A 26,202-nucleotide genomic window follows, 5' to 3' on the forward strand; every position below is an offset into this window, starting at 1 on the left:
GAATTGCTAAGGATTTTTTGTGAGTAAGTCTCTGCAAGCCATTCGTGGCATGAACGACATCCTGCCCGATCAGACCCCGCTGTGGCGTCACTTCGAAGGCACTGTCTCGCGTCTGCTGGATAACTACGGTTACCGGCAGATTCGCATGCCTATCGTGGAATTCACCGATCTGTTCAAACGCTCCATCGGTGAAGTGACCGATATCGTTGAAAAAGAGATGTATACCTTTGCCGATCGCAACGGTGACTCCCTGACCCTGCGCCCTGAAGGCACTGCTGCCTGCGTGCGCGCAGTGCTTGAACACGGCATTACCGGTGGCGGTCAGGTTCAGAAATTGTGGTACATCGGGCCGATGTTCCGTCATGAACGCCCGCAGAAAGGTCGCTATCGTCAGTTTCACCAGATCGGCGTCGAGGTTTTCAACCTGGACGGTCCGGACATCGACGCAGAGCTGATCGTACTGACCTGGCGCCTGTGGGGCCTGTTGGGCATTCGCAACGCAGTGAAGCTCGAACTGAATAGCCTGGGCACCAGCGAGGCGCGTGCGCGGTATCGCGATGCGCTGGTCGAGTTCCTGTCGGCACGTCTCAGCGAATTGGACGAAGACAGTCAGCGTCGCCTGAAAACCAACCCTCTGCGGGTACTGGATACCAAGAACGCCGACACTCAGGCGCTGCTGGTTGATGCGCCGAAGCTGGCGGATTATCTGGATGACGAATCGCGAATTCACTTCGAAGGTCTGAAGGCGCGTCTGGATGCAGCGGGCATTCCGTATGTCATCAATCCCAAGCTGGTTCGTGGCCTCGATTACTACAGCAAAACCGTTTTCGAGTGGGTGACCGATCAACTGGGCGCTCAAGGTACAGTCTGCGCGGGCGGCCGTTACGACGGTCTGGTCGAGCAAATGGGCGGCAAGCCTACCAGTGGCGTTGGATTTGCCATGGGTATCGAACGTCTGGTCCTGCTGCTTGAAACACTTGAGCAGGTTCCGGAAGAAATTTCCCGTCAGGTCGACGTGTATCTGTGTGCCTTCGGCGAAGCGGCTGAACTGGCTGCGCTGGCGCTGACCGAGCGTGTTCGTGACGAGCTGCCGAACCTGCGTTTACAGGTGAATGCCGGAGCTGGCAGTTTCAAAAGCCAGTTCAAGAAAGCCGACAAGAGTGGTGCATTGTTTGCGTTGATCCTCGGGGAAGAGGAGCTGGCGCAGCAGATCATCGGCGTCAAACCCCTGCGTGGTCAGGGTGAACAACAAAATATTGCCTGGGATGCTCTGTCCGAGCACCTGGCCTCCTGCGTTGTGCAGGGTTGAAGCTGATTTACAGCCGATTTAGCGAATAGGAGTATTGGGGTGTCAGGTACTGAAGATGATGAACTGGCGGCAATGAAGGACTGGTGGCAGCGCAATGGTAAACCCCTGGTAACAGGTGGCTTGCTGGCGTTGGTAGTGGTGCTTGGCTGGCAGGCCTGGACCAGATACGAAAGCAATCAGTCGCAAGGTGCTTCGGCGCTTTACCAGCAATTGCTGGAAACAGCCCTTACGCCAAGTGGTCAGGCTGACACGGCTCGTGTGGCTGATATCGCCAACAAACTGAAAAGCGAGTTCGGTGGTTCTGCCTACGCCCAGTACGGCAGCCTGTTCGTAGCCAAGGTGGCTGTCGACAATGGCAAGCTTGATGACGCTGTAGCCGAGTTGAAACTGGTGACTGACAAGCCGGCCAGCGATACGCTGGGCGAAATCGCTCGTCAGCGTCTGGCTCGCGTACTGGCTGCACAGAACAAGGCTGACGACGCTCTGAAGCTGCTCGATGGCGATGCTGAAAAGGCATTCCTGGCCAGCCGTGAAGAACTCAAAGGTGACCTGCTGGTACAGCTGGGCCGCACCGACGAGGCCCATGCTGCATACCAAAAAGCCAAATCCGCGCTGTCTGAAGAAGCGGCCGTAGGTGGCTTACAAATGAAGCTCGACGACCTGGCCAAAGGGGATGCGTGACGTGATCCGTTGGAAACATGCAGCATTGCTGGCCCTGGCCATTTTGGCCGCGGGTTGCAGCAGCAACAGCAAAAAGGAATTGCCACCGGCCGAGCTGACCGACTTCAAAGAAGAAGTCGTGCTGCAGAAGCAGTGGAGCCGCTCCATTGGTGAGGGGCAGGGCGAGACCTACAACATGTTGGTTCCGGCTATCGATGGCGACCGTATCTTTGCCAGCGATGTAGAAGGTTACATCGTCTCGATGGACCGCATGAACGGTAATGTCATTTGGGAAAAGGACCTTGAGTTGCCTGTTTCCGGCGCCGTTGGCGTTGGTTACGGCATGCTGATGTTCGGCACCCTGAAGGGCGAAGTCGTTGTGCTGGACTCCAGCACCGGTGAAGAAAAATGGCGCGCTCGCGTGACCAGTGAAGTTCTGGCCCCGCCGTCCACCAATGGTGATGTGGTCGTGGTTCAGACTCAGGATGATCGCGTAGTCGGCTTTGATGCTGCTACCGGCAACCAGCGCTGGATTTACGAAAGCACGCCAGCAGTATTGACCCTGCGCGGCACTGGCGCGCCGATCGTGACCAACCACCTCGCGGTGGCGGGTCTGTCGACTGGTAAAGTGGTCGCACTGGACACCTCCAACGGCGTGCCGGTCTGGGAGCAGCGTGTCGCTGTCCCACAAGGTCGCTCCGAGCTGGATCGCGTCGTTGATATCGACGGTGGTCTGCTGTTGTCCGGTGGTACGTTGTATGTCGCTACCTATCAGGGCCGGGTTGCCGGTCTGGAGCTGGAAAGCGGCCGTGTCATCTGGCAGCGCGACGCCTCGAGCTACTCCGGTGTAGCACAAGGTTTCGGTAGCGTTTATGCCAGCCTGGCTTCCGGTACTGTCGAAGGTATCGACGAGCGTTCGTCCTCCGCACTGTGGAGCAACGAAGCACTGGCCCGTCGTCAATTGGGCTCGCCAGAAGTGTTTTCCAGCTATGTAGCCGTTGGCGACATGGAAGGCTATCTGCACCTGTTGAGCCAGGTAGATGGTCGTTTCGTGGGCCGCGAGCGCATCGACAGCGACGGCCTGCGTGCGCGTCCGTTGGTAGTGGGAGACATGATTTACGTCTACGGCAACAGCGGCAAGCTGGAAGCCCTGACGATCAAGTAATGACTTGAGGCCTGAGCCTCTAGCGACCCCGTTTCGGCGGGGTTTGCAGCACCTTGCGGTGCTGCTCCGAACTCCGGCCGCTGCCCTGCAGCGGCTTTTGTATTTTCTGAAATAACGAAGTGGAGAGCCGCATGGTTCCCGTAATCGCCCTGGTGGGTCGACCGAACGTCGGCAAGTCCACCTTGTTCAACCGCCTGACCAGGACTCGCGACGCCATTGTCGGCGATCTGTCCGGTCTGACCCGTGATCGCCAATACGGTGAGGCCAAGTGGCAAGGGCGCTCCTACATTTTGATCGACACCGGCGGTATCTCCGGTGATGAACATGGCATGGACGAAAAAATGGCCGAGCAGTCGCTGCTGGCCATTGAAGAAGCTGACGTTGTTCTGTTCCTCGTTGATGCGAAGGCTGGCTTTACTGCCGCTGACCAGATGATCGGCGAGCACTTGCGCAAACGTGGCAAGCGCTCCTATGTGGTTGCCAACAAGGTCGACAACATCGACCCTGAAATGGCCCGCGCCGAGTTCGCGCCGCTGGGTATGGGTGATGCTATCCCGGTTGCCGGTGCTCACGGTCGCGGCATCAGCCAGATGCTGGAAATCGCCCTCAGCCAATTCCCGAAAGACGAAGGGGAAGAGGACGAGGAAGGCGAAGCCGAAGTGGTCGCTGAAGGCCAGGAAGCCAAGCGCATTCCCGGTCCTAGCGAAAAGGACGGTATCAAGATCGCTATCATCGGTCGCCCTAACGTCGGCAAGTCGACACTGGTCAACCGTATGCTGGGTGAAGACCGGGTTATCGTTTATGACGAGCCGGGCACTACCCGCGACAGTATCTACATCCCGTTCGAGCGTAACGACGAAAAGTACACGCTGATTGATACGGCCGGTGTGCGTAAGCGCGGCAAGATCCACGAGGAAGTTGAAAAGTTCTCGGTGGTGAAAACCCTGCAAGCCATCAAAGACGCCAACGTTGTGATCTTTGTCATGGACGCTCGTGAAGGCGTGGTCGATCACGACTTGAACCTGTTGGGCTTTGCCCTGGAAGCAGGTCGCGCACTGGTTATCGCGTTGAACAAATGGGACGGCATGGTCCCGAGCGAGCGCGACTATGTGAAGACCGAGCTTGAACGTCGCTTGTTCTTCGTCGACTTCGCGGACATTCACTTTATCTCGGCACTGCACGGCACTGGCGTGGGCAACCTGTACCAATCGGTGCAGAACTCCTTCAAGTCTGCTGTGACCCGTTGGCCAACAAGCCGTCTGACGCAGATTCTCGAAGATGCGGTCAGCGAGCATGCGCCACCGATGGTGGGCAGCCGTCGCATCAAGCTGCGTTACGCTCACTTGGGTGGTGCTAACCCGCCGCTCATCGTGATCCACGGTAACCAGGTCGAGAAAGTACCGAAGTCTTACGTCCGGTACCTGGAAAACACCTACCGTCGTGTGCTGAAACTGGTCGGTACGCCGATCCGTATCGAGTTCAAAGGCGGCGAGAACCCGTACGAAGGCAACAAGAACACGCTGACAGACCGTCAGGTCAACAAGAAGCGTCGAATGATGTCGCACCACAAGAAAGCCGACAAGAAGCGTAGAGACAAACGCTGATAGTATTGCCAGCGTAGGTCTTAAGTGGGAGCTGAGCTTGCTCGCGAAGAACGATGGCGCGGTCTGCTTCAAACCGCGTCGTTTGTATCGCGGGCAAGCCCTGCTCCCACAGAGACCGCGCTATTCCGTAGAACCGGCTTCAGCCGGGAGGGCGTAGGGTGAATCTCTCGCAGATTCTGCGCAACCTAGCAGATCCGCATAGAACCTCGCTTTATGCATCTGGCAGTAAAAAGCTTTCTCAATAAAAGGCGCTAATAGCGCCTTTTTTTATGCGCGCGCTATGGGCTATCCTGCCTGACCCGTGCCACCGTGGAGCCGGGCGTACAGCAGGAAAAAGGCCCCATGATTGACAGCAAGTTGCCCAATGTCGGCACCACTATTTTTACCGTCATGTCCCAGCTCGCCGCTGAGACGGGCGCGATCAACCTGTCCCAGGGTTTCCCCGATTTCGATGGTCCCCAGGCGCTGCGCGATGCATTGAGTCGTCACGTCGCTGAAGGTCATAACCAATACGCACCCATGACCGGTTTGCCTGCGCTGCGTCAGCAAGTCGCGGCCAAGATATCGCGCTGCTATGGCCGTCAGGTGAATCCGGACACCGAAATCACCATTACACCGGGCGCTACCCAGGCGATTTTTTGTGCGATCCAGGCCGTGATTCGTTCCGGTGACGAAGTGATCGTTTTCGATCCTTGTTATGACAGCTACGAGCCCTCGGTTGAACTGGCCGGCGGACGCTGTGTGCACGTCCAGCTGGACGCAAACGACTTCTCCATCGACTGGCAGAAACTGCGTGATGCGCTGAGCCCCCGCACCCGGATGATCATCATCAACAGTCCGCACAACCCAAGCGGGGCGTTGATCAGCCGGGTTGAACTGGATCAACTGGCTGCACTGATCGCCAACCGGGATATCTACCTGGTCAGTGATGAGGTCTATGAGCATCTGGTATTCGACGGCGTTCAGCATGTCAGCATCCTGAGCCACGAAGAGCTGTATCAACGCTCCTTTGTCGTCAGTTCATTCGGCAAGACCTATCACGTCACAGGCTGGAAAACCGGCTACGTAGTGGCACCGCCCGCACTGAGCGCCGAGCTGCGCAAGGTCCATCAGTATGTCAGTTTCTGTGGTGTCACACCGCTGCAATGGGCACTGGCTGACTTCATGGCTGAGCATCCTGAACACGTCGAAGAGTTGCCCGGGTTTTATCAGGCCAAACGTGATTTCTTCTGCGATCAATTGCAGGGTTCGCGCTTTACGTTTGATCGTGTTGGCGGCACCTACTTTCAACTCGTGAACTACGCGCAGATTCGCCCCGACCTCAACGATGTAGAGATGTCGCTGTGGATGACTCGCGAACATGGTGTAGCGAGTATTCCTGTTTCGGTCTTCTACCAAAACCCACCTGAGGGGCAGCGCTTGATTCGGTTGTGCTTCGCCAAACGTGAGGAGACGCTGCGTCAGGCAGCGGAAAAACTATGCGCGATCTGAGTGAGCTGCCGAACCTGAACGTGGCGCTGGTGCAGACCTCTCTGGTCTGGCATGACCGCAAGGCCAACCTTGAGCACTTCGCCATGCTCCTGGCTCCCGTCAAGGGGGCTGATCTGGTGATCCTGCCGGAAATGTTCACCACGGGTTTCTCCATGGACTCTGAGACTCTGGCCGAGCCGGAAGCCGGTCCGACATCCAGATGGATGCTGGAGCAGGCCAGGCTGCTGGATGCGGTCGTCACCGGTAGCGTTATTATCAAGGCTGCGGATGGCAGTCACCGTAACCGGCTGTTGTGGGCGCGTCCGGATGGTGAGTTGCTGCACTACGACAAGCGTCACCTGTTTCGCATGGCAGGTGAGCATGAGCATTACAGCCCCGGCGAGCGTCAGGTGCAATTTGAACTCAAGGGATGGCGTGTGCGTCCGCTGATCTGCTATGACCTGCGTTTTCCGGTCTGGAGTCGTGACGCCCAGCACACCGATTTACTGCTCTACACCGCGAACTGGCCGGGTGCCCGACGCTTGCACTGGAATCGCCTGTTGCCCGCCCGGGCAATCGAGAACCTTTGTTACGTGGCAGCCGTGAACCGGACCGGAACCGACGGCAAAGGCTTCGCTTATACCGGTGACAGTCAGGTGCTCGATTTTCAGGGTGAGAGCCTGTTCAACGCCGGGGAGGCCGATGGCGTTTTCGAGGTGACGCTGAATGCCGCGGATCTGGCGGCTTACCGGACAAAGTTTCCGGCTCACCTCGATGCCGATACATTCGAGATACACTAAATCCTTTCAGCGCGGGTGGCGCATGTCGATATAACAGACAGAGATGACTCAATGTTTCTATCTGGAGATCGACATGACCACCATCAACACATCGTCCCTCAACACCTACGCAAGTTCCTTCAGTGTCGCGATCAAAAAAGACGACGCGGCGACTGCTGCGGCCAGTTCGGACGCCACGACTGCGACGGGCGATGAAGCCGGCACTGACAGCACCAAAGTGGCTGCTGGTGGTGCGCCAGCGGGTGGGGGCGCGGCTGGGAGTTCGACGTCCGACAGCACTCAGGAAAGTATCGAGAAGCTGCAAGAGCAGATCGAGAAAACCGAGAAGCTGTTGAAAGAGCAACAACAGCAACTGGCTGCTGCGCAAAACGGTAATGCCACTCCTGAGGAAAAAGCCCAGAAGGCCATGGCGATTCAGGCACAGATCTCCAGTACCAACGCGACACTTGCCTCGCAAGAAGCGGCATTGGTGCAACTGACCACATCTGGCGGTATCGACACCACGGCGTGATCATTGCTGAACCGCTTTTATCGAGTGTTTTTCGCCACGTTGAAACGCCTTGAAGCTTCGCTGCTTCCGGGCGGTTTGTGCTGCGTGTCACAAACTCCTCTGCAGTAGCTTCAGTTCTGCCTTGGGCGGCCGATAACGCGCATAACCGCCTAGGAGTCGACCATGACTACAATCAATACCAGTTCATTGGGTCTCTACCCTGCAACGCTGACTGCCACCATCAAAAGCAATGCAGACAAGGCCAGTGAAACCCAGTCTGGCGATTCGGTCCCGAGCAAAATCAACGTCGACTTGCGCGGCAACGTCTATCAGACTGACGATGCAAAAGCAGGTGCGGCAGGTCCATCGAGCCCGGCCCAGGCGGCGATAGAGAATTTGCAGAAGCAGATAAAAGAAGTTCAGAAGCAGCTATTGCGCGAACAGCAGCAATTGGCAGCGGCGCAAAACAGTAAGGGTTCCGAGACCGAGAAGGCTTCGCGAATCATGGCCATCCAGCAGCAGATTTCAGGCACTACTGCGCAGTTGGCGACCATGCAAGCCGCTCTGCTCGATTTGATGAAAGGCAATGTTAAAGCGACCGCCTGATAATTGCGCCTGAATAAAAAGGCCCTGAAGCTTTCACTTCAGGGCCTTTTTTTGTTTGAAATGCCGGTCGGGGCAACAATCAATTGCCCGGCCGTGCAACGCATGTGGGAGCGAATTCATTCGCGAAAGCGGGGTGTCAGACCCTGATCTATTTCAGACCTGCCCCGTTCGCGAATGAGTTCGCCCCCACAAGGTCTTGTTACAGGCTACGAGCCACGAGAATCAGGCCGCCTTGGCTTCTGCCTGGCTCAGCGAACGGTTCAGTGCACTGAAAAGCGCCTTGAAGCTCGCCGTGGTGATGTTCTCGTCAACACCCACGCCGTGGACCGCACGATCGCCGTTCACGCGCAGCTCGATGTAGGCAGCGGCTTTGGCCGTGGTGCCTGCGCCGATGGCGTGCTCGTTGTAATCCATGATTTCCACACCAATTGGCAGGCTCGAGACGAGGGCTTCCAGCGCACCGTTGCCTTTGCCTTTCCAGCGCTGGGTTTCGTCGTTGACGCTGACTTCGGCGTCCACGGCGCTGGTGTTGTTCTCTTCCTGCAAGCGGTGGCTTATCAGTGCGTAGGGCTTGTTGGCCTGCAGGTATTCACGTTTGAACAACGCGTAGATCTGCTGGGCACTCATTTCCAGGCCCAGACGATCGGTTTCGCCCTGAACCACCTGGCTGAATTCGATCTGCATGCGGCGGGGCAGGGAGATGCCGTATTCCTGTTCCAGCAAATAAGTGATGCCGCCTTTACCAGACTGGCTGTTGACGCGGATCACCGCTTCATAGCTACGGCCGATATCAGCCGGATCGATCGGCAAGTAAGGCACTTCCCACAGCGCATCGTCTTTCTGCTGGGCGAAGCCTTTGCGGATTGCGTCCTGGTGGGAGCCGGAGAATGCGGTGTGCACCAGATCGCCTACGTACGGTGCACGCGGGTGAACCGGAATCTGATTGCACTCCTCAACGACTTTACGAACCCCGTCGATATCGGAGAAGTCCAGTTGCGGGTCCAGACCCTGGGTGTACATGTTCAATGCCACAGTCACCAGGTCCACGTTGCCGGTGCGCTCGCCGTTACCGAACAGGCAGCCTTCAACGCGATCTGCGCCCGCCATCAGGCCCAGTTCGGTAGCGGCAATGCCAGTACCACGGTCATTGTGGGTGTGCAGGCTGATGATCACGCTGTCGCGACGAGTGATGTTGCGGCAGAACCACTCGATCTGATCGGCATAGATGTTCGGGGTAGCGACTTCAACCGTGGCAGGCAGGTTGAGGATGACCTTGTTCTCAGGCGTCGCGTTCCAGACTTCGATGACCGCGTCGCAGACTTCCTTGGCGAACTCCAGCTCGGTGGCGCTGAAGGTTTCCGGAGAGTACTCGAAGGTCCACTGGGTTTCTGGCTGTTCAGCTGCGTACTTAACGAACAGCTTGGCAGCGCTGACTGCGATCTCTTTCACGCCAGCCTTGTCCTGATTGAAGACAATACGGCGGAACGACGGGCTGGTGGCGTTATACAGGTGAACAATGGCCTTCTTCGCGCCGCGCAGTGATTCGAATGTGCGGGCAATCAGGTCTTCGCGACCTTGGGTCAGCACCTGAATAGTCGTGTCATCCGGGATATGACCGTCTTCGATCAGGGTGCGCACGAAGTCAAAGTCGGTTTGCGAAGCCGCCGGGAACGACGCTTCGATTTCCTTGACGCCGACGTTGACCAGAGTCTTCCAGAAACGCAGCTTTTTGACTGCATCCATTGGCTCGATCAACGACTGGTTGCCGTCACGAAGGTCCGAGCTGCACCAGATCGGCGCCGCAGTGATGGTTTTGGAAGGCCAGGTGCGGTCAGGCAAATCAATGGTCGGGAAAGCACGGTACTTCTTCGAGGGATCTTTGAGCATTGGCATTGGAGCGAATCCTTTGGGGTACTTATTTTGTATGGGCCGGGAGAAGGCGGCCAACCGATAAAGCGAAAGGCGGGGTGAGGCACATCGATCTAGCCTGGCAGTCGTGCACTGACCAGGCTGAGACAGCGATGTTGCCGCAACAAAATGAGGGTTTGAGAGTTTTTCATAAGGCCAACCGTACCCATTGGGGTGAAAGTTGGCAAGCAGTTGAAAAAAATTGAGAGAAGTTCTCTTAAAGCCGCTTTTTTTGATTGTTTGTGGCTAATATTTTTACTTATACGGTTTTATATTGCTGGGTGCGAAGCCTGTAGGAGTGAACTTGTTCGCGAGGCTATGGATCAGTCGATAGATGTACGTCGCTTGGGAATTCGCTTCGCCAACAAGTTGGCTCCTACAGCAGCGTTTTCATTTACGGCTGAAACGCACCGATGAATATCGCCGGATCGACCCGCGCATCATTCAGGCTGACGTTCCAGTGCATGTGCGGACCTGTGGCCCGACCGGTCGAGCCAACGCGACCCACCACGCCGCCACGAGGCACGGCATCGCCGACTTTCACGTCGATTTTCGACATGTGGCAGAACATGCTGATAAAGCCCTGACCGTGGTCGACGAATACCGTATTGCCGTTGAAGAAGTAATTACCGGTCAGGATCACTTTGCCTGCCGCCGGAGCTTTGATCGGAGTCCCCGCCGGAACAGCGAAGTCCAGCCCTGAATGAGGATTGCGCTCTTCGCCATTAAAGAAGCGGCGCACACCGAACTTGCTGGAAAGAGGGCCTGCCACGGGTTTGTCCAGCGCCAGATTGCTCGGCGTACCGGGGCTGAAGCTGCGATAGGCCTTGAGCTGCTCAGCCAGTTCGCCATCAATGCGTTTCAGGTCATCCGGGTTGGGATTGACCTGACGCTGGTTTTTCAAGGTGATGCGCTGTTCAGGGTACTTCTTGTTACCGACGACAAAGTTCAGGGTGCGATTGCCGCTGGCATCTTTTGCTATCAGTTTCTGCGCGCCTGGTTTAACCGTCAGAGGCACGCCAACAATCGCCAGCCAGCGAACGCCTTGTTCCTTGACCACCAGCACCGGTTTGCCGTCGTACGTGGCGGTTGGTGCCTGCGCGGCATTGCCCAGATCAACCACTGCCACGCCACCAGGCACCGGCTTGTTCAGCAGTCGGGTGATGTAACTGTCAGCGTGGGCGGGCAGGCACAGGCAAAGAGCGAACAAGGGAGCGAGAAAACGCAGCATCAATAATCAATCCAGAAGAGAAAGGGTGACAGGCGTCAGGTGATTGTCTTCGACCCGCACTTGCAGTTCGCCTTCGCCAAGTCGGGCGGTTAGACGCTGGCCAGTGCGGGTTTGTGCTGCGTTGCGAATCGCATGACCGCGCTCGTCGAGCAAAATGCTGTAACCCCGACCCAGCGTCGCCAGCGGGCTGACCACTTGCAGGGTTTGTACTTGGGTTTGCAATTGCAGACGGCGGGTTTTTAGCGTGTCGCGCATGGCTTTCGGCAGGCGCTCAGCCAGCACGTCCAGACGCTGGCGCAGAAACGCCAAGGTTCGGCCGGGATGCTGCGCCGCGAGACGGCTTTCCAGATGAGCGAGCCTGACTTGCCGCTTGTGCGTTTGCTGATCGAAGGCCCGGCGCATGCGCATGTCCAGATCATCCAGACGTTGGGCTTGCTGACGCAGACGTTCGCCGGGATGCCGCAAACGACGGGAGACGCCTTCCAGACGCAGTCGCTCACGCATGAGCTTGTCTTTTATGCGGCTGACCAGTCGACGATGCAGGTTGTCGACGCGGCGATGCAGGTCGCTGGAGTCGGGGGCCAGCAGTTCAGCGGCAGCGGAAGGCGTGGGGGCGCGAACGTCCGCTACAAAGTCACTGATGGACACATCGGTTTCGTGGCCGACGGCGCTGACGATGGGTGTTACACAGGCGTCGATGGCCCGTGCGACCGCCTCTTCGTTGAAGCACCACAGGTCTTCCAGCGAGCCTCCGCCGCGGGCGAGGATCAGCGCATCGAAACCGCGTGAATCCGCCAGCTTTAAAGCACGGACAATCTGGTTGATGGCTTCGCGGCCCTGGACTGCGGTGGGGATCAGGGTCAGCTCCACCTGAGGCGCACGACGCCGGAAGACGCTGATGATGTCGCGGATCACGGCGCCGGTCGGTGAACTGATAATGCCGATGCGCTGCGGATGCAGGGGCAGGGCGACTTTGCGCTCGGCGCTGAACAGTCCTTCGGCGCTGAGTTTTTCTTTCAATGCGTCGAAAGCCAGCCGCAGTGCGCCGTCACCCGCAGGTTCTACGGTATCGAGAATCAACTGATAGTCGCCGCGACCTTCAAACAGTGAAACCTTGCCGCGTACCTTGACCTGCAAGCCGTCCTTCAGTGCCTGACGAACCCGAGCGGCGCTTTGCCGGAACAGTGCACAACGCACCTGAGCCCCGGAGTCCTTCAAGGTGAAGTACACGTGACCGGATGCCGGGCGCGAAAGGTTGGAGATTTCCCCTTCAACCCAGATATTGCTGAACACATCCTCCAGCAACACCCGGGCACGGCCGTTGAGCTGGCTGACAGTAAGGACTTCCCGGTCGAGGCCGAGTCTAGCGAAGGGGTCTTTGATCATGGTGGGCATGATAAAGGCAATGCGCAGCAAGCGCACGACGGGAAATACATGTCTGCCTGATACGCCGCCATCGCGGCCTTGCGGAGCTGGTGCGCCCCCCGTTCTGTAGGAGCGCACGAGCACCGCGAGGCCGCGATGGCGGTCTACCTGATATACCGCCATCTCGATGTCACGCTGTCCTGTGCTGCTTGGTCACTGACACCGACTTGACCTGAGCCGCTAGGGGATTAAGCTGCCAACCCCCGCACACATCAGCAAAAGATCGCCATGAACAGCCAAAGCATTATTGTCCCGCAGATTTCCGGTTTTCCCGGCCGTGAAGCCCGGGCGCGTCTGATTCTGCGCTGGCTGGTCAAGCTCAATGTCGTCGAGCCGGAGCTGACCACTTGCGGGCGCACCTATAACAAAATGGCCTACGCCATTGCGCCCGGCGCCCGTGCAGTCGTCGAAAACCCTGATGCTCTGCCATTCGGTCAGCCGGTCAATGGGCTGGAGATCGTCACCAAACGCTGCATCTATACCCCGCTCAAGGATTTCGCTGAAGAGGCCGGCTGCCCGGAGTGCCGCAAGGAAATCGGTGAAGCGCTGTTCGACAGTCTTGAGGACTGGATGCCAGGCCACACCGATAACTTCATCTGCCCGGAATGCCGCCATGAAGACGACATTAACGGCTTTCTGTTTCTGCAGCCGTGCGGCTTTTCTAACCTGGGCTTCATCTTTAATGACTGGCTCGACGCGCCGTTCAAACAGAGCTTTCTGGATGACTTCGCCGAACGTCTGGATCGTCCCGTTTCTTTCGTCAAAGTACGTCTATAACGCTCTGTGATAATTGCCTAAGGTTTACATTGAGCCGACGGGGGTGTCTGGGTATAATGGCGCGCTTCCAATTTCCCGCTCGGGAGCCCCCGCGATGCTGCGTATCAGCCAAGAAGCACTTACTTTCGACGACATTCTCCTTGTGCCCGGTTATTCCGAGGTACTTCCTAACGAAGTCAGTCTGAAAACCCGTTTGACCCGTGGCATCGAATTGAACATTCCGCTGGTCTCCGCTGCCATGGACACCGTGACTGAAGCCCGTCTGGCAATTGCCATGGCTCAGGAAGGCGGTATAGGTGTAATCCACAAGAACATGACCATCGAGCAGCAAGCTGCCGAAGTCCGCAAGGTCAAGAAGTTCGAAGCCGGTGTCGTGAAAGACCCGATCACCATCCAGGCTGACGCCACGGTTCGTGACCTGTTCGAACTGACCCGTCTGCACAACATCTCAGGCGTACCTGTCCTGCACAATGGCGACCTGGTCGGCATCGTGACCTCCCGCGACGTACGCTTTGAAAATCGTCTGGATGTGCCTGTTCGCGAAGTGATGACGCCTAAAGAGCGTCTGGTCACTGTTCGCGAAGGCGCTGACAAGAACGAAGTGCGCGAACTGCTGCACAAGCACCGTCTGGAAAAAGTCCTGATCGTCGACGCCAATTTCGCGCTCAAGGGCATGATGACCGTCAAGGACATCGAAAAAGCCAAGGCTTATCCGCTGGCCAGCAAGGACGACCAGGGTCGTCTGCGCGTTGGCGCGGCGGTCGGCACCGGCAAAGACACCGGCGAGCGTGTGACTGCATTGGTTGCAGCGGGCGTTGACGTAGTGGTTGTCGACACCGCTCACGGTCACTCCAAAGGTGTGATCGATCGCGTTCGCTGGGTCAAAGAGAACTTCCCGGAAGTGCAGGTCATCGGCGGCAACATTGCTACCGGCGCTGCTGCCAAGGCACTGGTTGCCGCTGGCGCTGACGCAGTCAAGGTCGGTATCGGCCCGGGCTCGATCTGCACCACGCGTATCGTTGCCGGTGTCGGCGTGCCGCAAATCAGCGCCATCGCCAACGTATGTGCTGCCCTTGAGGGCACTGGCGTTCCATTGATCGCCGACGGCGGTATCCGTTTCTCCGGTGACCTGTCCAAAGCCATCGTGGCCGGTGCTTCCTGCGTGATGATGGGCTCGATGTTTGCCGGTACTGAAGAAGCGCCAGGCGAAATCGAACTGTTCCAGGGTCGCTCCTACAAGGCTTACCGCGGTATGGGTTCGCTGGGCGCCATGTCTCAGGCTCAGGGCTCCTCCGACCGTTACTTCCAGGATTCGTCCGAAGGAGCCGAGAAGCTGGTGCCGGAAGGTATTGAAGGCCGTGTTGCCTACAAGGGCTCGCTGGCTGCAATCATCCATCAGCTGATGGGCGGCCTGCGTTCCTCCATGGGTTACACCGGCAGCGCTGACATCGAAGAGATGCGTACCAAGCCTGAATTCGTGCGTATCACCGGTGCCGGTATGGCTGAATCCCACGTCCATGACGTGCAGATCACCAAGGAAGCGCCGAACTATAGGGTCGGCTAAAGCCGACCAGCTATAAGCTCCAAGCTTCTAGCTGCAAGCGATGGCTGTGGTGACACAGCCATCGCATACATCCCGATTAGCTTGCAGCTTGCGGCTTGAAGCTCGCAGCTGCTCTTCAGAGCCTTTTCCATGTCCCTCGACATTCACGCCCACCGTATCCTGATCCTCGACTTCGGTTCCCAGTACACCCAGTTGATCGCCCGTCGCGTGCGTGAAATCGGTGTTTACTGCGAACTGCACCCGTTCGACATGGACGACGAAGCGATTCGCGAATTCGCTCCAAAAGGCGTGATCCTCGCCGGCGGCCCCGAGTCCGTACACGAAGCCGACAGCCCGCGCTGCCCGCAAGCGGTATTTGACCTGGGCGTGCCGGTTTTCGGTATCTGCTACGGCATGCAGACCATGGCCGAGCAGTTGGGCGGCAAGGTTGCAGGTTCTGAGCTGCGCGAGTTCGGCTACGCGCGCGTTGACGTAGTCGGCAAAAGCCGTCTGCTCGATGGCATCGAAGACCATATCGACGCCGATGGCCTGTTTGGCCTCGACGTATGGATGAGTCACGGTGACAAGGTCACCAAGCTGCCTGAAGACTTCCACATTCTGGCCAGCACCCCGAGCTGCCCGATTGCCGGTATGGCTGACGACGCTCGCGGTTACTACGGCGTGCAGTTCCACCCGGAAGTGACCCACACCAAGCAGGGCGGTCGCATCCTGTCGCGTTTCATCCTCGACATCTGTGGCTGTGAAGCGCTGTGGACCCCTTCGAAGATTGCTGAAGACGCTATCGCTCAGGTTCGCGCTCAGGTCGGTACTGACAACGTATTGCTGGGTCTTTCAGGCGGCGTTGACTCCTCTGTTGTGGCTGCGTTGCTGCACAAGGCGATCGGCGACCAGTTGACCTGCGTATTCGTTGACAACGGCTTGCTGCGCTTGCATGAAGGCGAGCAGGTCATGGCCATGTTCGCCGAGAACATGGGCGTCAAGGTTATCCGCGCCAACGCTGAAGATCAGTTCCTGAACAATCTGGCTGGCGAAAGCGACCCGGAGAAGAAGCGCAAGATCATCGGCCGTACCTTCATCGACGTGTTCGATGCCGAATCCTGCAAGCTGGACAACATCAAGTACCTTGCCCAAGGCACCATCTACCCGGACGTGATCGAGTCGGCTGGCGCCAAGAGCGGCAAGGCTCACGTGATCAAGTCGCACCACAACGTGGGCGGCCTGCCGGAAGAAATGAACCTCAAGCTGGTCGAGCCACTGCGTGAACTGTTCAAGGACGAAGTGCGTCGCCTCGGCCTCGAACTGGGTCTGCCATACGACATGGTTTACCGTCACCCATTCCCGGGCCCGGGCCTCGGCGTGCGGATCCTCGGTGAAGTGAAAAAGGAATACGCCGACCTGCTGCGTCGCGCTGACCACATCTTCATCGAAGAACTGCGCAAAGCCGACTGGTACCACAAAGTCAGCCAAGCGTTCGTGGTATTCCAGCCAGTCAAATCGGTTGGCGTTGTAGGCGATGGCCGTCGTTACGCGTGGGTCGTTGCACTGCGCGCCGTAGAAACCATCGACTTCATGACCGCACGTTGGGCGCACCTGCCTTACGAGCTGCTGGAAACCGTCAGCGGCCGGATCATCAACGAGATCGAAGGCATTTCTCGTGTGACCTACGATGTGTCGAGCAAGCCGCCTGCGACTATTGAGTGGGAGTGACCCCTACAGCGCTGCATGAAAAAACCGGCTTTTGCCGGTTTTTTTTGCTCGCGATAATGGCTTACTGTCGCTATTGAAAGAGCCGTATTGTGTTCGTAGCAGCGCTCTGTCGGTAGCTGGATATCATCAAGCACGGAAGGCCAGAATGAAAGTACTCACAGATGATGAGATTGGCGTTGCATACGCACAGGTAGTAATAAATTAATGATCTGAGCGGGCCTCTTGATAATAGAGTGGGAGTAAGTTTTTTAGTAACTATCTGATTTTTGTTAAAAATAAGATTGGATAGTGATTTTACTGTTTCATCAATGGCGTTTTTCATGGTGCGCATGGTAGGAATCAGCAGTGAAGTGCCGCGATACCATGTTCGGCACTAGTGATGCCAGCATGGTGTCGAGAGTATTAATTCTGCAAATGTGGTTAAGAACTGAATGCCACTGTGCAATACTCTTTCAATCCCGCCTTGTAAATTTTGACAAAAAGTTTTGTGAGCGAACTTTGTATTCTTTATTAAGCAAGTTTAAAACATTCGTTAGGAACACATACAGATTCCCCTCGAAATAATCTTCAATGAAAGATGTTTCCTGCCCGAACGGAGGATCTACATATTCCAGACCTTCCGGGGTTGTGTGATTTTTAATATATTTCTTTATTTGTGCTTTTAGGAAAAATACATTAAGCAGGTTGCGTTCATCGATGTAGCTCTTAACTATTTGGTCTAGGCCCAAAGGCGTAAACTGCGCCTTCTCATCATCTGTCAGGAACTCCCCGACACCTTCTCCCAAATCATAAATGAAGTCAGTTATTAATCCGTATGCCATAACTCTAGTCTCATGTTTATGGAAAAAGCAGTTACTATGAAGTATGACATAATGTTGTACTCAAAAAAATTAATCACTGCATAAAATTTAGGTCAGAATACTAGCTGAATTTCAGCACGAATTACCAACCCGACCTGTGTTTAGGTTGGTCGAACGTTGAGAGGTAGTCATGAGGCTTGCCAGTTGAAAGGCGTATCTGATGGTAGGCGAGCAAGCATCAGTCATGATTGGAATGTTATATTTCATGGTGTCTACATTGACTGTGCTAATCGCTACTTTCGACGGTCGATACCATGTCGACTTAGCAGGGAAGGGCATGGATCCATGACTGCCACGTTGATATAAAAAAATAAAAATTTGGGGGTACAGATGAATCGCCTATCTCATGCAGCAGCCTTCGCAACCGCCATGATGATCGTTGCAGCACCAGCCCAAGCCCGTATTACAAAACTGGAGATCCTGCGGACCGAACCCGCTTTCGGAGGCGAAAGCTTTGGGAAAGCCGGGGCTTACGAGCGCGTCTTGGCGCGCGCTTATGGTGAGTTAGACCCGGGAGCTTCGGGAAACAAGATTATTCAGGACATCGAACTTGCACCACGCAACAGCCGTGGAATGGTTGAATATACGACTGATGTTGCAATTCTGCGTCCCGCTGACGTGGCTAAATCGAATGACACTCTTCTGTTTGATGTGCCAAATCGAGGCTCCAAGCGGGCGATGTTATTGTTCAATGCTGATATGCGGGGTAACCCAGCAGCGGTCAACAACATCGAAGTCGCTGGGGACGGTTTTCTACAACGGCTGGGTACGACGGTGATCTCGTTTGCCTGGCAGGGGGACGTTGCCCCAGGTGACAACCGCATGATGGTGCAATTACCGACGGCCATAAATACGGATGGGTCGCCCGTAACAGGTGTGGTGCGCAGTGAGTTGACCACGCTCTCACCGACCGTCAGCCTTAACCTGTCCGCAGGTTGGTTTACATCCACGCCTCCTCATACAAGCTACAAAACTGTTGAAACCGACAATACCAAAGCGCTCGCGAATGGCTTTCGCCCGACGTTGACGGTGCGTTCGCGGGCAAATGCGCCCAGGCAGGAGATTCCAGCGAGTGACTGGAGTTTTGGTGATTGCAAAACGCCGAATGAAACCCGGATTTGCCTATCCGCCGGTTTTCAGCCTGGCAAGCTTTACGAGTTGATTTACCGGGCCAAGGAACCTGCGGTAATGGGTATTGGTTTTGCTATAGCGCGGGATGTCGGTGCGTTTTTCCAGCAGGCTGAGCATGACGATGCAGGTGTGCCCAACCCTGTAGTGCACGGACATAACGTCAAGTCGATTATCACGGGCTCGTCACAAGCCGGGCGATTCATCCGCAGCATGATCGCGCTGGGTTTCAACCGCAGCGAGGAAGGTCATCAGGTCTATGATGGTGCGATGCCGCATATTGGTGGGGGCCTGATGCCTCTCAACATCCGGTTTGCTCAGCCAGGTCGGGCTTGGGGCCAGCAGGTGGATCACGACTATCCTGCTTACGACTTTCCGTTTACCTATGGGCGGGAGACCGATCCAATTACCGGGCGCTCGCAAGGTTTGCTGGATCGCTGCAGCGATAACAATACTTGCCCTCGCATATTCCACATGGCAACGGCCCTTGAGCTTTGGGAGGGACGCCAGTCGCTCGGTCTTACCGATCCACTCGGCTTGCGCGATGCCCATGAACCGGAAAACGTCCGCACTTTTATTATGGCAAGTACGCAGCATGCACCGCCGTCTTTGCCACTCCCGGCTAACCCACCCTTTGGACTTTGCCAGGTTCAATCAAATCCCAATCCACACATCTGGACAATGCGCGCAGCGTTCATCAACCTCGTTGGTTGGGTTCATGATGAGACAACGCCACCCGCTTCGATAAAACCTTCTGTGGCAAGCGGCACCCTCGTGCCGGCGGACAGAGTCAGTTTCCCGCTCATCCCCGCGACCAATTATGGTGGCGTTCCGCGCCCGGCGCTCCGCTACACCGGTGCTGTCAATAGCCTGCAGGTGCTTTATTTTGGTCCGGATTATCGTCCAGAAGACAGCTCTGGCATTCTCACCAGCGAGCCGCCGCAACCGGGTGTTGGTAGTTACGGCATCCTGGTGCCGCAAGTAGATTCAGACGGAATTGATGTGGGTGGCGTTCGGGATGTGTATCTGGGGGCTCCCATCGGGACTTACACGGGGTGGAACACCTTCCGGCCCGAGTTTTTTGATGGTGGCTTTTGCAACTTCCAAGGCAGCTTCCTCCCATTTGCCGCGACGAAGGAAGAGCGAATCGCGGCCGGAGATCCTCGCCTTTCCCTGGAGGAACGCTACCCCACCAAGGAGGCTTATGTGTCTGCGGTGAGTAAAGCAGCAGACTCGCTGGTTGAAGGGCGGATGCTGCTTCCTGAAGACCGTGAGCGGCTTGTAAAGGAAGCACAGGAGAAAGGTATGCGTACGGGGCCTTGAGAAGAGTTGATCATCCCTGACCTTGCCGCCTGACTGACCTCGACGCCAGGTCTAGGAAAAAAAAGCCCTGAAGCCCGTGTAGTTGCGGGCTTCTGGCTTTTTGGATCGGCAAATGCGACAAGCACGCAACACGTTTGACGGCGAGGGGCTCATTGGCTTGTGCTGCGCGGCGCTTGCAATAATACTTTACGGACAAAGCCTGCATTGGAGAAAAGGGGTGAGTGAAGATCATTGCCAACTATTTAAAGGCGCACCACTATCGGCTCTGCAACCTGCCGGAGGATATTATGAATAAAAAGCTGGAAAAAGCTGTAAAGGACTACTATCGCAGCTCTTCTTCAGGAGCCTTTAGGTATCCTGATTCAATGGATGTCCTGCTTGAAAATAATATGATTTTTCCAGCAGAAGAAATCGAACATGACGAATTGATAGAAAGACTTTTCCAGGAAAAGCAAAAAGCAACGAAAGAAAGCGTCGTCGAGTCTTTTCTCGTGGGGCTTGAGAAAGGCCAGCCAGAAAAAAGAGCTGCGATTTCGGCCTACGCTGTTGCGTTTAACTTTCCAATGCATACCTTCCAGTCGACTGAACATTTTCAGTGTAAAATCTGCGGTTTAATCAAGAAAAAAACAAGAAACTTTACTCTTTGGAATCTGGGTCGACACAGTTTAGGGGCGACTATTAACGGAAACCCTGAGCAGTTGTATTTTTCGTTACGAGAGCATAACAAAGCTCCTTCAGAAAAAGTTGAATCCATTGAGTTCTTACAAAAAATGTTAACGGTTATCAGGCAGTCGGACCCTGAAGAAAAGCCAGTGACACTGGAGAAAAAAATCAGAAATATACCTGGGTCCATGTTGAATAAGGAACTCTGCAGAGGGTTGCTGGATTTGTTAGGTCATATTGGAGTTTTGGAAAGCCCAGATCATAAAGGTTTGATTCACAAATGGACATATCTGGGGCTTGCACCGAGGAAGTCTCATTCAACAGATTGGAGTTATCCTGTGGATTTTTGGAAAGGCATATATGGGGTTAATGAGGAGGCGGTAGAGTTTTGGTTTGGTGATTATCTTAAGCACTTTAGTTAAAAAAATGAAAGTAAGACATGGCCGAGGTCTTTGATTTTAGTCTCAAGTCTGATCAGTTTTTTGACGCGGTTGTATTAATTTCTGTTTTATTTAGTGGAGTGGGCGTGTGGCTAAATTTTCTATTTTAAAAATATTTGAGTATTATCCTGAGCGATATTGGTTTAAACACGAGATGTTGGCAGGTCAGGATTCGATCTCTTTGAAAACTGGGATGGAGATAACGGAAGAGTTGAAGATCGAGTTTACGCTAACTTCAAAAGTCAGTGTTGATGCACTCCTTAAATATGATTTTTTCTTCAGCAGTGGACCTAACTTCATCAGCCCTAGATTTCATCAGTTGTTATTAAAAGCCCAAGTCTCGGGTATTCAGTTTCTTGACGCAGACGTATTTATAGCGGGTAAGAGGTATGAAGGTTATAAGATTTTCAATGTCACTTCAAAGCATAGCGTATTTGACAAGGAAAAATCTAAAAGCCGACCAATTGTAAGCTATCTGCCAGATGGCCCTAAGATTTATAATGAGATTGTGCTGAGAGATGATGTTGAATTGGTCGTGGATGTTTTCAGAGCTGAAGAGGATTTTACGGTTGTGTTGGTCTCTGAACGAGTGAGGGAGCTGTGCGAGCTTAACAAGGTTCGTGGATTACAGTTTATAGATCGTTTGTCTTAGGCCTGACGCCCATGGTAGGTATTCTTCTATACGAAATCGATTCACCCTGTTAATGGGTTTGTATTCGACGACGGTGATGAGTTTTCCATGAAAAGTGTGTCAAATAGAAACTAATAAAGGATTTGGGAGTCTCAAGCTTTCGGGCAGCGGTAGGTAAAGACAATGATATCTGACAAGTTGATAAGCTTTTTCAAGATTCAAGGTTGGTGGTATGACGATGCCAGCGCAGATTATAAGGTAGAGCTGGAAAAGCTGGGTGTTGATCCGTCATCAGACTTCGCTCGGTTCTATCTGCATGTTGAGGACGGTCCGACGTTCATGCAGCATGGAAAGGAAATATATCAGGTGTGCTGGTTTTCCAAAAATACCGATTTTGATCTTGCGTTGAAGGACACGCATGAAACCTTAGGGCTTCCACAGGCGTATATACCACTGGATAGCTTCGAAGGTGAAAGTGGCTATTTTTATAATAGAAGCACTGGAGAGGTGCTTCGTGTTTCTTTGGGAAATGAGCTTTTGGACTTCAGAGAGGGGCGGCTCAAGCCTCAATGGGAAAATTTTAACGATTTCCTGGAATTCTATTTTGAGCTGGCGTGATGGGGCCATTGCTATGAGGATGTTGACATGAGAGATTCATACATAGTCAGCTATGAACCCGACGGTGAGGGTGCACCCTATTTTTTTGATAGTAAATGGGTTCCTGACCTCCCAGCATTTCACTTCCCGAGTGAGAATCCCTTAGAAAGCACCTTGAGTACGCGCTATCGCGTAATGGCTGATACTCCAACACTAACTGCCGATTGGTTGCCGGATCATTTTTTGGCATCTAAAAGCTTTCTGAGAATTTGCGACCAGCTTGCATGTTCTTATATCAGTCGCCCTGTTGATATTGATCTTCAAGGAACAGCTTGTGGTGAAGCGTACTTTTTCTTTGTTCCTTCTGAAAGAGTAAATGCAATGAACACGAAAAAATCGGTGTTCACCCTTGATGAAAACCCCAAGATCGATGGTAGCAAATCAATCAGCCCTGTCTACGAGCGTATAGACAAATTGGAAGTGTCAGATGATGTGGAATCACACCTTTTCTACTTTAATGAAATAGCCGAGATAGTATGCTCGACTGATTTTCGTAATGAATGCATCAGAAAAAGCATTTCAGGCTTGAGCTTTACACTGATAGACGAGCACTATCAGTATGCGCCATGGGATGATTTCTAAATCATGAAGTATGCTAAAGAGCATGTTTTGGACCATCACATCAACCTGTAGGCAGATATATGAGTATAGGATTGGCTATTTACGGGGTGGATGATGTCAGCCCGGTTGCAGTGTTTGAAATGGCCCAGCGGTTTTTTGAGAAGCTGAACTATCCTGTCACGGCAGCGGCATTTCATAAAAGAATCGCCCCAACAGCAGATGGAGAGAGTCTAGACTTCGTAGAGGTGGAACCTGATGAGCTCAGAACAGCGCTGACTGTCGGGGAAGCAAACGATTTCAGAATATACAGTGAAGCAGGTAATAGTGACCCTTGGTTCAGCTCCTTCGGTTATACAACCGAAAGTTTTGGTAATTTTTTCTGCATAGACGCGCAGTCGGAAGAGTGCTTTGAAGCTGCTCAAGATAAATTCACCTGCTTTGTCGATGAGATAGCACTGGAGGTGAATTTCACGTACGCGATTATTTATAACGTAGAGAAAGTCTCGGACGCCGTGTGGTACGCTCGCGGCACAAACATGAAGACGCTATTTCCTTTTGAGAGTCCAGTCGCTTTTTCTCACGATACGCCTGGGTTGTATGAAGGTGAACGCACGTATGAAAAAACAAAGCTTAGAATGGTTTATCCGGTAAATTATTTAAATAAAAACCATATGTCTATATGCGTCGATAATACTCCTCTACCTGAATGGATCGCTATGAATCCGGAGCGGGGTACGTTGATGAATATTTCCGAAAAAATACGCTGGACAGTGCCGGCGAGCGCTCTGCTTGAGGTGAATAACTCTTGTGGGCAGTCCGGGGCTTTACTGGCCTGGATGCCGGAGAAGATAAAGAAAAGGCCGAAGTTACCTTAGGTTCTGGATTTTACTGATTTGGTAACTATAAATGGAGAGCTGTAGTGGTGAAATATAACTCAGGGGATGTCTTTCTGATTCCCGTCAGCTCTGGAGGATTTGCTGTTTGTCAAATAATATGCGCGTTCCGGGACCGTTTCAAAAGAGTGTTCTCTTTTGGGGTTTTGAGCGTGACTGATGATGACAGCAAGGTTGATCTACTGGACAACGAGTTTCTCTACTTCAAGAATTTCAGAGGCCCGGAAAATATCATATTCACCTCTGCTGAAAACCTTAAAAAAGGAAAGTGGAAAATCGTCGGAAATATCCCGCTTAACGCCGAGAAAACAAAGCTGAAATATTTTAGAGATGCGGGTGCTTTATACCTTGACGATGAGTTTCTGGAGATGTTGGAGTTTCCTAGGTACAAAGAATTCAATGTGTTGGCGGTGGCTGGGTATGAATTGGTTAACAGTTATCTAGAGCAGTTTTTTGATAAGCCTAAGTGAGAAGCCTAAAATCGACATAGGGATAATATAGATATGCCTATAGTTTATAAGAAAGGTTTGCAAAAAACTGACCTGGATTTTATAGAGTCAGAACTTCACAGATCGTTGTCGGCTGATTACAAGGATTTTTTGATGAGAATGAACGGCTGTTATCTGTCAGCGCCTGACTACGCGCAGATACCTTTGACCGCTGTTGATGAAGGTGCGGTAAGTTTTGACAGGTTTTTTGGCTGGCTGCCGCTCGATGAATGTAATGATCTCATACAGTTCAATAACGAGTTCGTCGGCGAGGTCGATTTTCTAAACAACGCAGTGGTTATTGGTGAGGATGGCGGAGGGAATCCTTACGTGATGGTCGATGAGGGCGAGGGCGTTCGTGCCGGTATTTACTACTGGGATCGCACTCATCTGCATGATTCCAACACGAACAACCATTTTGATATCGCTGAGGTAGAGGATTGCGGAAACCTGTTTTTCATTGCTTCTGGTTTTAGTGAATTTTACAGGTTGATTTTGCAGTGCGTAGGGGCGTCACCAGAATTTTTGGAGGGGGTTTGATAGATGGACGCGAAGATCGCCGTTGAATTGGTTTGCGCAAGCCTGCTCGGAGAACACGCCATTCCGGTGAAGATCCGTACCAGACACCGTGTAACTGAAGAAGAAGTCAATGAACTGTTCCTGGCGATTGATTTTTTAATCAGACATTACAGAGAACAGGACACGGTTCCCAAGAACCTGGCGCTTGCTTTTGTAGATATATATGCTGGCTTCAGTGTTGCCGAAGGGTTCTATAGCGACGATGAGATCAAGCGATATGAAGATATCGGAATAGCTCTTCAGGAAAAAGCATACGATTTATTCGAAGGGGCTTGAGATATTATCTTGAGTGAAGCGAAGCGCCGCGCTTGGACTCCACGTAGACGCCCATGTTGAATCCGTTAAGCGAGGTCTGAAATCGCAGAAGCATTGATGCTGCACCAAGCCAGGATTTCGTATTATGATCTGGGAATGGAACGATCTGTCGTGGAGGTTTAGGTCAAGACGTTCGTTGGCAAAGATGTTTAAAACATGTGCTTGATGCAGGAGTGATTCATGGGCAAGGAAAATCGTATTTTTTTTGAAGCCGAGTTGCAAAAGGAACTCAAACTGATCAAGTGCGAGGATCTGGTAGTTACGGCAGTTAAAAGAGGTCTGAAATTTCGCTTTGAAAAGAAGCTTGTTGCGGAGTTTTATTTTCAGTATCTGATGAGCTCACACTCATTTATTCTGCTTGGGCGTGTCTTTGGAGGGCCCATTTTTGACGGTATGTCCAAAATAGAGGTGCCTTACAAAAGTAACCTGGGCAGTGAGGCGTGTTTCTCCTTTATTTCCTCAGCAAAACAAGATAAAAAATTTAGTCCCAAAATTGACGGCGATATAGCTGTTCCTCGCCCTGAGCAGGCGAGTGACGTGTGTAAGCATATTCGTAACAGGCTGGAGGAATATTATATCCCTTTGATCGTCGGCTGCGTATTGCCGAAGGAGCGTACTATTGATGATGTTTTATACGCGCCGAGAGACTATTCCTATCCTGCTGCATTTATTCATTGCGCGGTTGCCTGTGATCCAACGATATTAAAAGATGGCATGAAAGAGAAACTGAAATCCAACAAGAAAATTATCAAAAATAAAGCTTTTGATCTTAAGCTTTTAGATTTTGACGTTTCGTAATGTTCGAGGTCCAGGCGCTCCCAGGACGGCACGACGCACCTGGCACCGCCAAGCCAACAGTCTTGCATCAGATTGAAAGTCGAACACATGACGAATTCACGGCTGAGCTGTTCAACGCCGCATCAGAAAGCCCGCATCCTCGCGGGCTTT

The 26,202-nt window shown here is 53.5% G+C and carries 25 protein-coding genes; 21 read left to right on the forward strand and 4 right to left on the reverse strand.

What is annotated here, in order from left to right:
• Window positions 1-19: 19 nt before the first annotated feature.
• From hisS to K3169_RS07510, 8 genes are all read left to right on the forward strand, one after another.
• Window positions 20-1,309 (forward strand): histidine--tRNA ligase, encoded by a 1,290-nt coding sequence (gene hisS / locus K3169_RS07475; RefSeq protein ID WP_122707884.1) that lies wholly within the window; start codon window positions 20-22, stop codon window positions 1,307-1,309.
• A 39-nt stretch (window positions 1,310-1,348) separates the two neighbouring features.
• Window positions 1,349-1,990, forward strand: a complete 642-nt coding sequence (locus K3169_RS07480; protein WP_027902637.1) for a YfgM family protein — start codon at window positions 1,349-1,351, stop codon at window positions 1,988-1,990.
• The gene (bamB, locus tag K3169_RS07485) at window positions 1,983-3,134 is read left to right on the forward strand and encodes an outer membrane protein assembly factor BamB (protein WP_099267614.1); all 1,152 of its coding nucleotides are present in this window, start codon (window positions 1,983-1,985) and stop codon (window positions 3,132-3,134) included. Before K3169_RS07480 ends, bamB begins: the two co-directional genes overlap by 8 nt.
• 131 nt (window positions 3,135-3,265) lie before the next feature.
• Window positions 3,266-4,738 (forward strand): ribosome biogenesis GTPase Der, encoded by a 1,473-nt coding sequence (gene der, locus K3169_RS07490; RefSeq protein WP_027902635.1) that lies wholly within the window; start codon window positions 3,266-3,268, stop codon window positions 4,736-4,738.
• Window positions 4,739-5,080: 342 nt separating this feature from the next.
• Window positions 5,081-6,229 (forward strand): pyridoxal phosphate-dependent aminotransferase, encoded by a 1,149-nt coding sequence (locus K3169_RS07495; RefSeq protein WP_255877447.1) that lies wholly within the window; start codon window positions 5,081-5,083, stop codon window positions 6,227-6,229.
• The gene (locus K3169_RS07500) at window positions 6,217-7,008 is read left to right on the forward strand and encodes an amidohydrolase (RefSeq protein WP_099267616.1); all 792 of its coding nucleotides are present in this window, start codon (window positions 6,217-6,219) and stop codon (window positions 7,006-7,008) included. The genes K3169_RS07495 and K3169_RS07500 overlap by 13 nt, the downstream gene beginning before the upstream one ends.
• 73 nt (window positions 7,009-7,081) lie before the next feature.
• Window positions 7,082-7,519, forward strand: a complete 438-nt coding sequence (locus tag K3169_RS07505; protein WP_263270846.1) for a hypothetical protein — start codon at window positions 7,082-7,084, stop codon at window positions 7,517-7,519.
• 162 nt (window positions 7,520-7,681) lie between these two features.
• Window positions 7,682-8,104: a FlxA-like family protein gene (locus K3169_RS07510; protein ID WP_027902631.1), complete on the forward strand. Its 423-nt coding sequence runs from the start codon at window positions 7,682-7,684 to the stop codon at window positions 8,102-8,104.
• A 222-nt stretch (window positions 8,105-8,326) separates the two neighbouring features.
• Here the strand turns inward: K3169_RS07510 and leuA are convergent, their stop codons facing one another.
• The 3 genes from leuA to xseA all read right to left on the reverse strand — a co-directional run bounded on the left by leuA (window position 8,327) and on the right by xseA (window position 12,629).
• A complete protein-coding gene (leuA, locus tag K3169_RS07515) occupies window positions 8,327-9,997 on the reverse strand; it encodes a 2-isopropylmalate synthase (RefSeq protein WP_027902630.1) in 1,671 nt (556 codons plus the stop codon).
• Between the two features lie 409 nt (window positions 9,998-10,406).
• Complete coding sequence (locus K3169_RS07520; RefSeq protein WP_099267620.1) at window positions 10,407-11,243, reverse strand: peptidoglycan DD-metalloendopeptidase family protein; 837 nt, start codon at window positions 11,241-11,243, stop codon at window positions 10,407-10,409.
• A 6-nt stretch (window positions 11,244-11,249) separates the two neighbouring features.
• Entirely contained in the window at window positions 11,250-12,629 is a 1,380-nt protein-coding gene (gene xseA / locus K3169_RS07525; protein WP_231676245.1) for an exodeoxyribonuclease VII large subunit, read from the reverse strand.
• 267 nt (window positions 12,630-12,896) lie between these two features.
• Between xseA and K3169_RS07530 the strand changes: the two genes are divergently transcribed.
• From K3169_RS07530 to guaA, 3 genes are all read left to right on the forward strand, one after another.
• Complete coding sequence (locus tag K3169_RS07530; RefSeq protein WP_099267621.1) at window positions 12,897-13,445, forward strand: sugar ABC transporter ATPase; 549 nt, start codon at window positions 12,897-12,899, stop codon at window positions 13,443-13,445.
• A gap of 94 nt (window positions 13,446-13,539) precedes the next feature.
• The gene (guaB, locus tag K3169_RS07535) at window positions 13,540-15,009 is read left to right on the forward strand and encodes an IMP dehydrogenase (RefSeq protein ID WP_099267622.1); all 1,470 of its coding nucleotides are present in this window, start codon (window positions 13,540-13,542) and stop codon (window positions 15,007-15,009) included.
• Between the two features lie 129 nt (window positions 15,010-15,138).
• Complete coding sequence (guaA, locus tag K3169_RS07540) at window positions 15,139-16,716, forward strand: glutamine-hydrolyzing GMP synthase (RefSeq protein WP_099267623.1); 1,578 nt, start codon at window positions 15,139-15,141, stop codon at window positions 16,714-16,716.
• A gap of 452 nt (window positions 16,717-17,168) precedes the next feature.
• Here the strand turns inward: guaA and K3169_RS07545 are convergent, their stop codons facing one another.
• Complete coding sequence (locus tag K3169_RS07545; RefSeq protein ID WP_231676229.1) at window positions 17,169-17,537, reverse strand: hypothetical protein; 369 nt, start codon at window positions 17,535-17,537, stop codon at window positions 17,169-17,171.
• Window positions 17,538-17,906: 369 nt separating this feature from the next.
• Between K3169_RS07545 and K3169_RS07550 the strand changes: the two genes are divergently transcribed.
• From K3169_RS07550 to K3169_RS07595, 10 genes are all read left to right on the forward strand, one after another.
• Complete coding sequence (locus K3169_RS07550) at window positions 17,907-20,027, forward strand: alpha/beta hydrolase domain-containing protein (protein ID WP_231676228.1); 2,121 nt, start codon at window positions 17,907-17,909, stop codon at window positions 20,025-20,027.
• A gap of 221 nt (window positions 20,028-20,248) precedes the next feature.
• Window positions 20,249-21,112 carry a hypothetical protein gene (locus tag K3169_RS07555; RefSeq protein WP_231676227.1) on the forward strand — a complete coding sequence of 288 codons (864 nt, stop codon included), beginning with the start codon at window positions 20,249-20,251 and terminating at the stop codon, window positions 21,110-21,112.
• Window positions 21,113-21,218: 106 nt separating this feature from the next.
• Window positions 21,219-21,782 (forward strand): imm11 family protein, encoded by a 564-nt coding sequence (locus tag K3169_RS07560; RefSeq protein WP_231676226.1) that lies wholly within the window; start codon window positions 21,219-21,221, stop codon window positions 21,780-21,782.
• Window positions 21,783-21,944: 162 nt separating this feature from the next.
• Window positions 21,945-22,379, forward strand: coding sequence for a hypothetical protein (locus K3169_RS07565; protein ID WP_231676224.1), 435 nt, complete (start codon window positions 21,945-21,947; stop codon window positions 22,377-22,379).
• A gap of 27 nt (window positions 22,380-22,406) precedes the next feature.
• Complete coding sequence (locus tag K3169_RS07570) at window positions 22,407-23,000, forward strand: imm11 family protein (protein WP_263270847.1); 594 nt, start codon at window positions 22,407-22,409, stop codon at window positions 22,998-23,000.
• Window positions 23,001-23,059: 59 nt separating this feature from the next.
• Window positions 23,060-23,854 carry a hypothetical protein gene (locus K3169_RS07575; protein ID WP_263270848.1) on the forward strand — a complete coding sequence of 265 codons (795 nt, stop codon included), beginning with the start codon at window positions 23,060-23,062 and terminating at the stop codon, window positions 23,852-23,854.
• A gap of 44 nt (window positions 23,855-23,898) precedes the next feature.
• On the forward strand, window positions 23,899-24,342 hold the full coding sequence (locus tag K3169_RS07580; RefSeq protein WP_231676219.1) for an Imm26 family immunity protein: 444 nt from the start codon (window positions 23,899-23,901) through the stop codon (window positions 24,340-24,342).
• 33 nt (window positions 24,343-24,375) lie between these two features.
• The gene (locus K3169_RS07585; RefSeq protein ID WP_231676217.1) at window positions 24,376-24,900 is read left to right on the forward strand and encodes an SMI1/KNR4 family protein; all 525 of its coding nucleotides are present in this window, start codon (window positions 24,376-24,378) and stop codon (window positions 24,898-24,900) included.
• Window positions 24,901-24,903: 3 nt separating this feature from the next.
• Window positions 24,904-25,215, forward strand: coding sequence for a hypothetical protein (locus K3169_RS07590; protein ID WP_231676213.1), 312 nt, complete (start codon window positions 24,904-24,906; stop codon window positions 25,213-25,215).
• 219 nt (window positions 25,216-25,434) lie between these two features.
• Entirely contained in the window at window positions 25,435-26,052 is a 618-nt protein-coding gene (locus K3169_RS07595; protein ID WP_231676210.1) for a hypothetical protein, read from the forward strand.
• The last annotated feature ends 150 nt before the right edge of the window (window positions 26,053-26,202 follow it).

This window comes from Pseudomonas phytophila, from assembly GCF_025643095.1.
GTDB lineage: Bacteria > Pseudomonadota > Gammaproteobacteria > Pseudomonadales > Pseudomonadaceae > Aquipseudomonas > Aquipseudomonas quasicaspiana.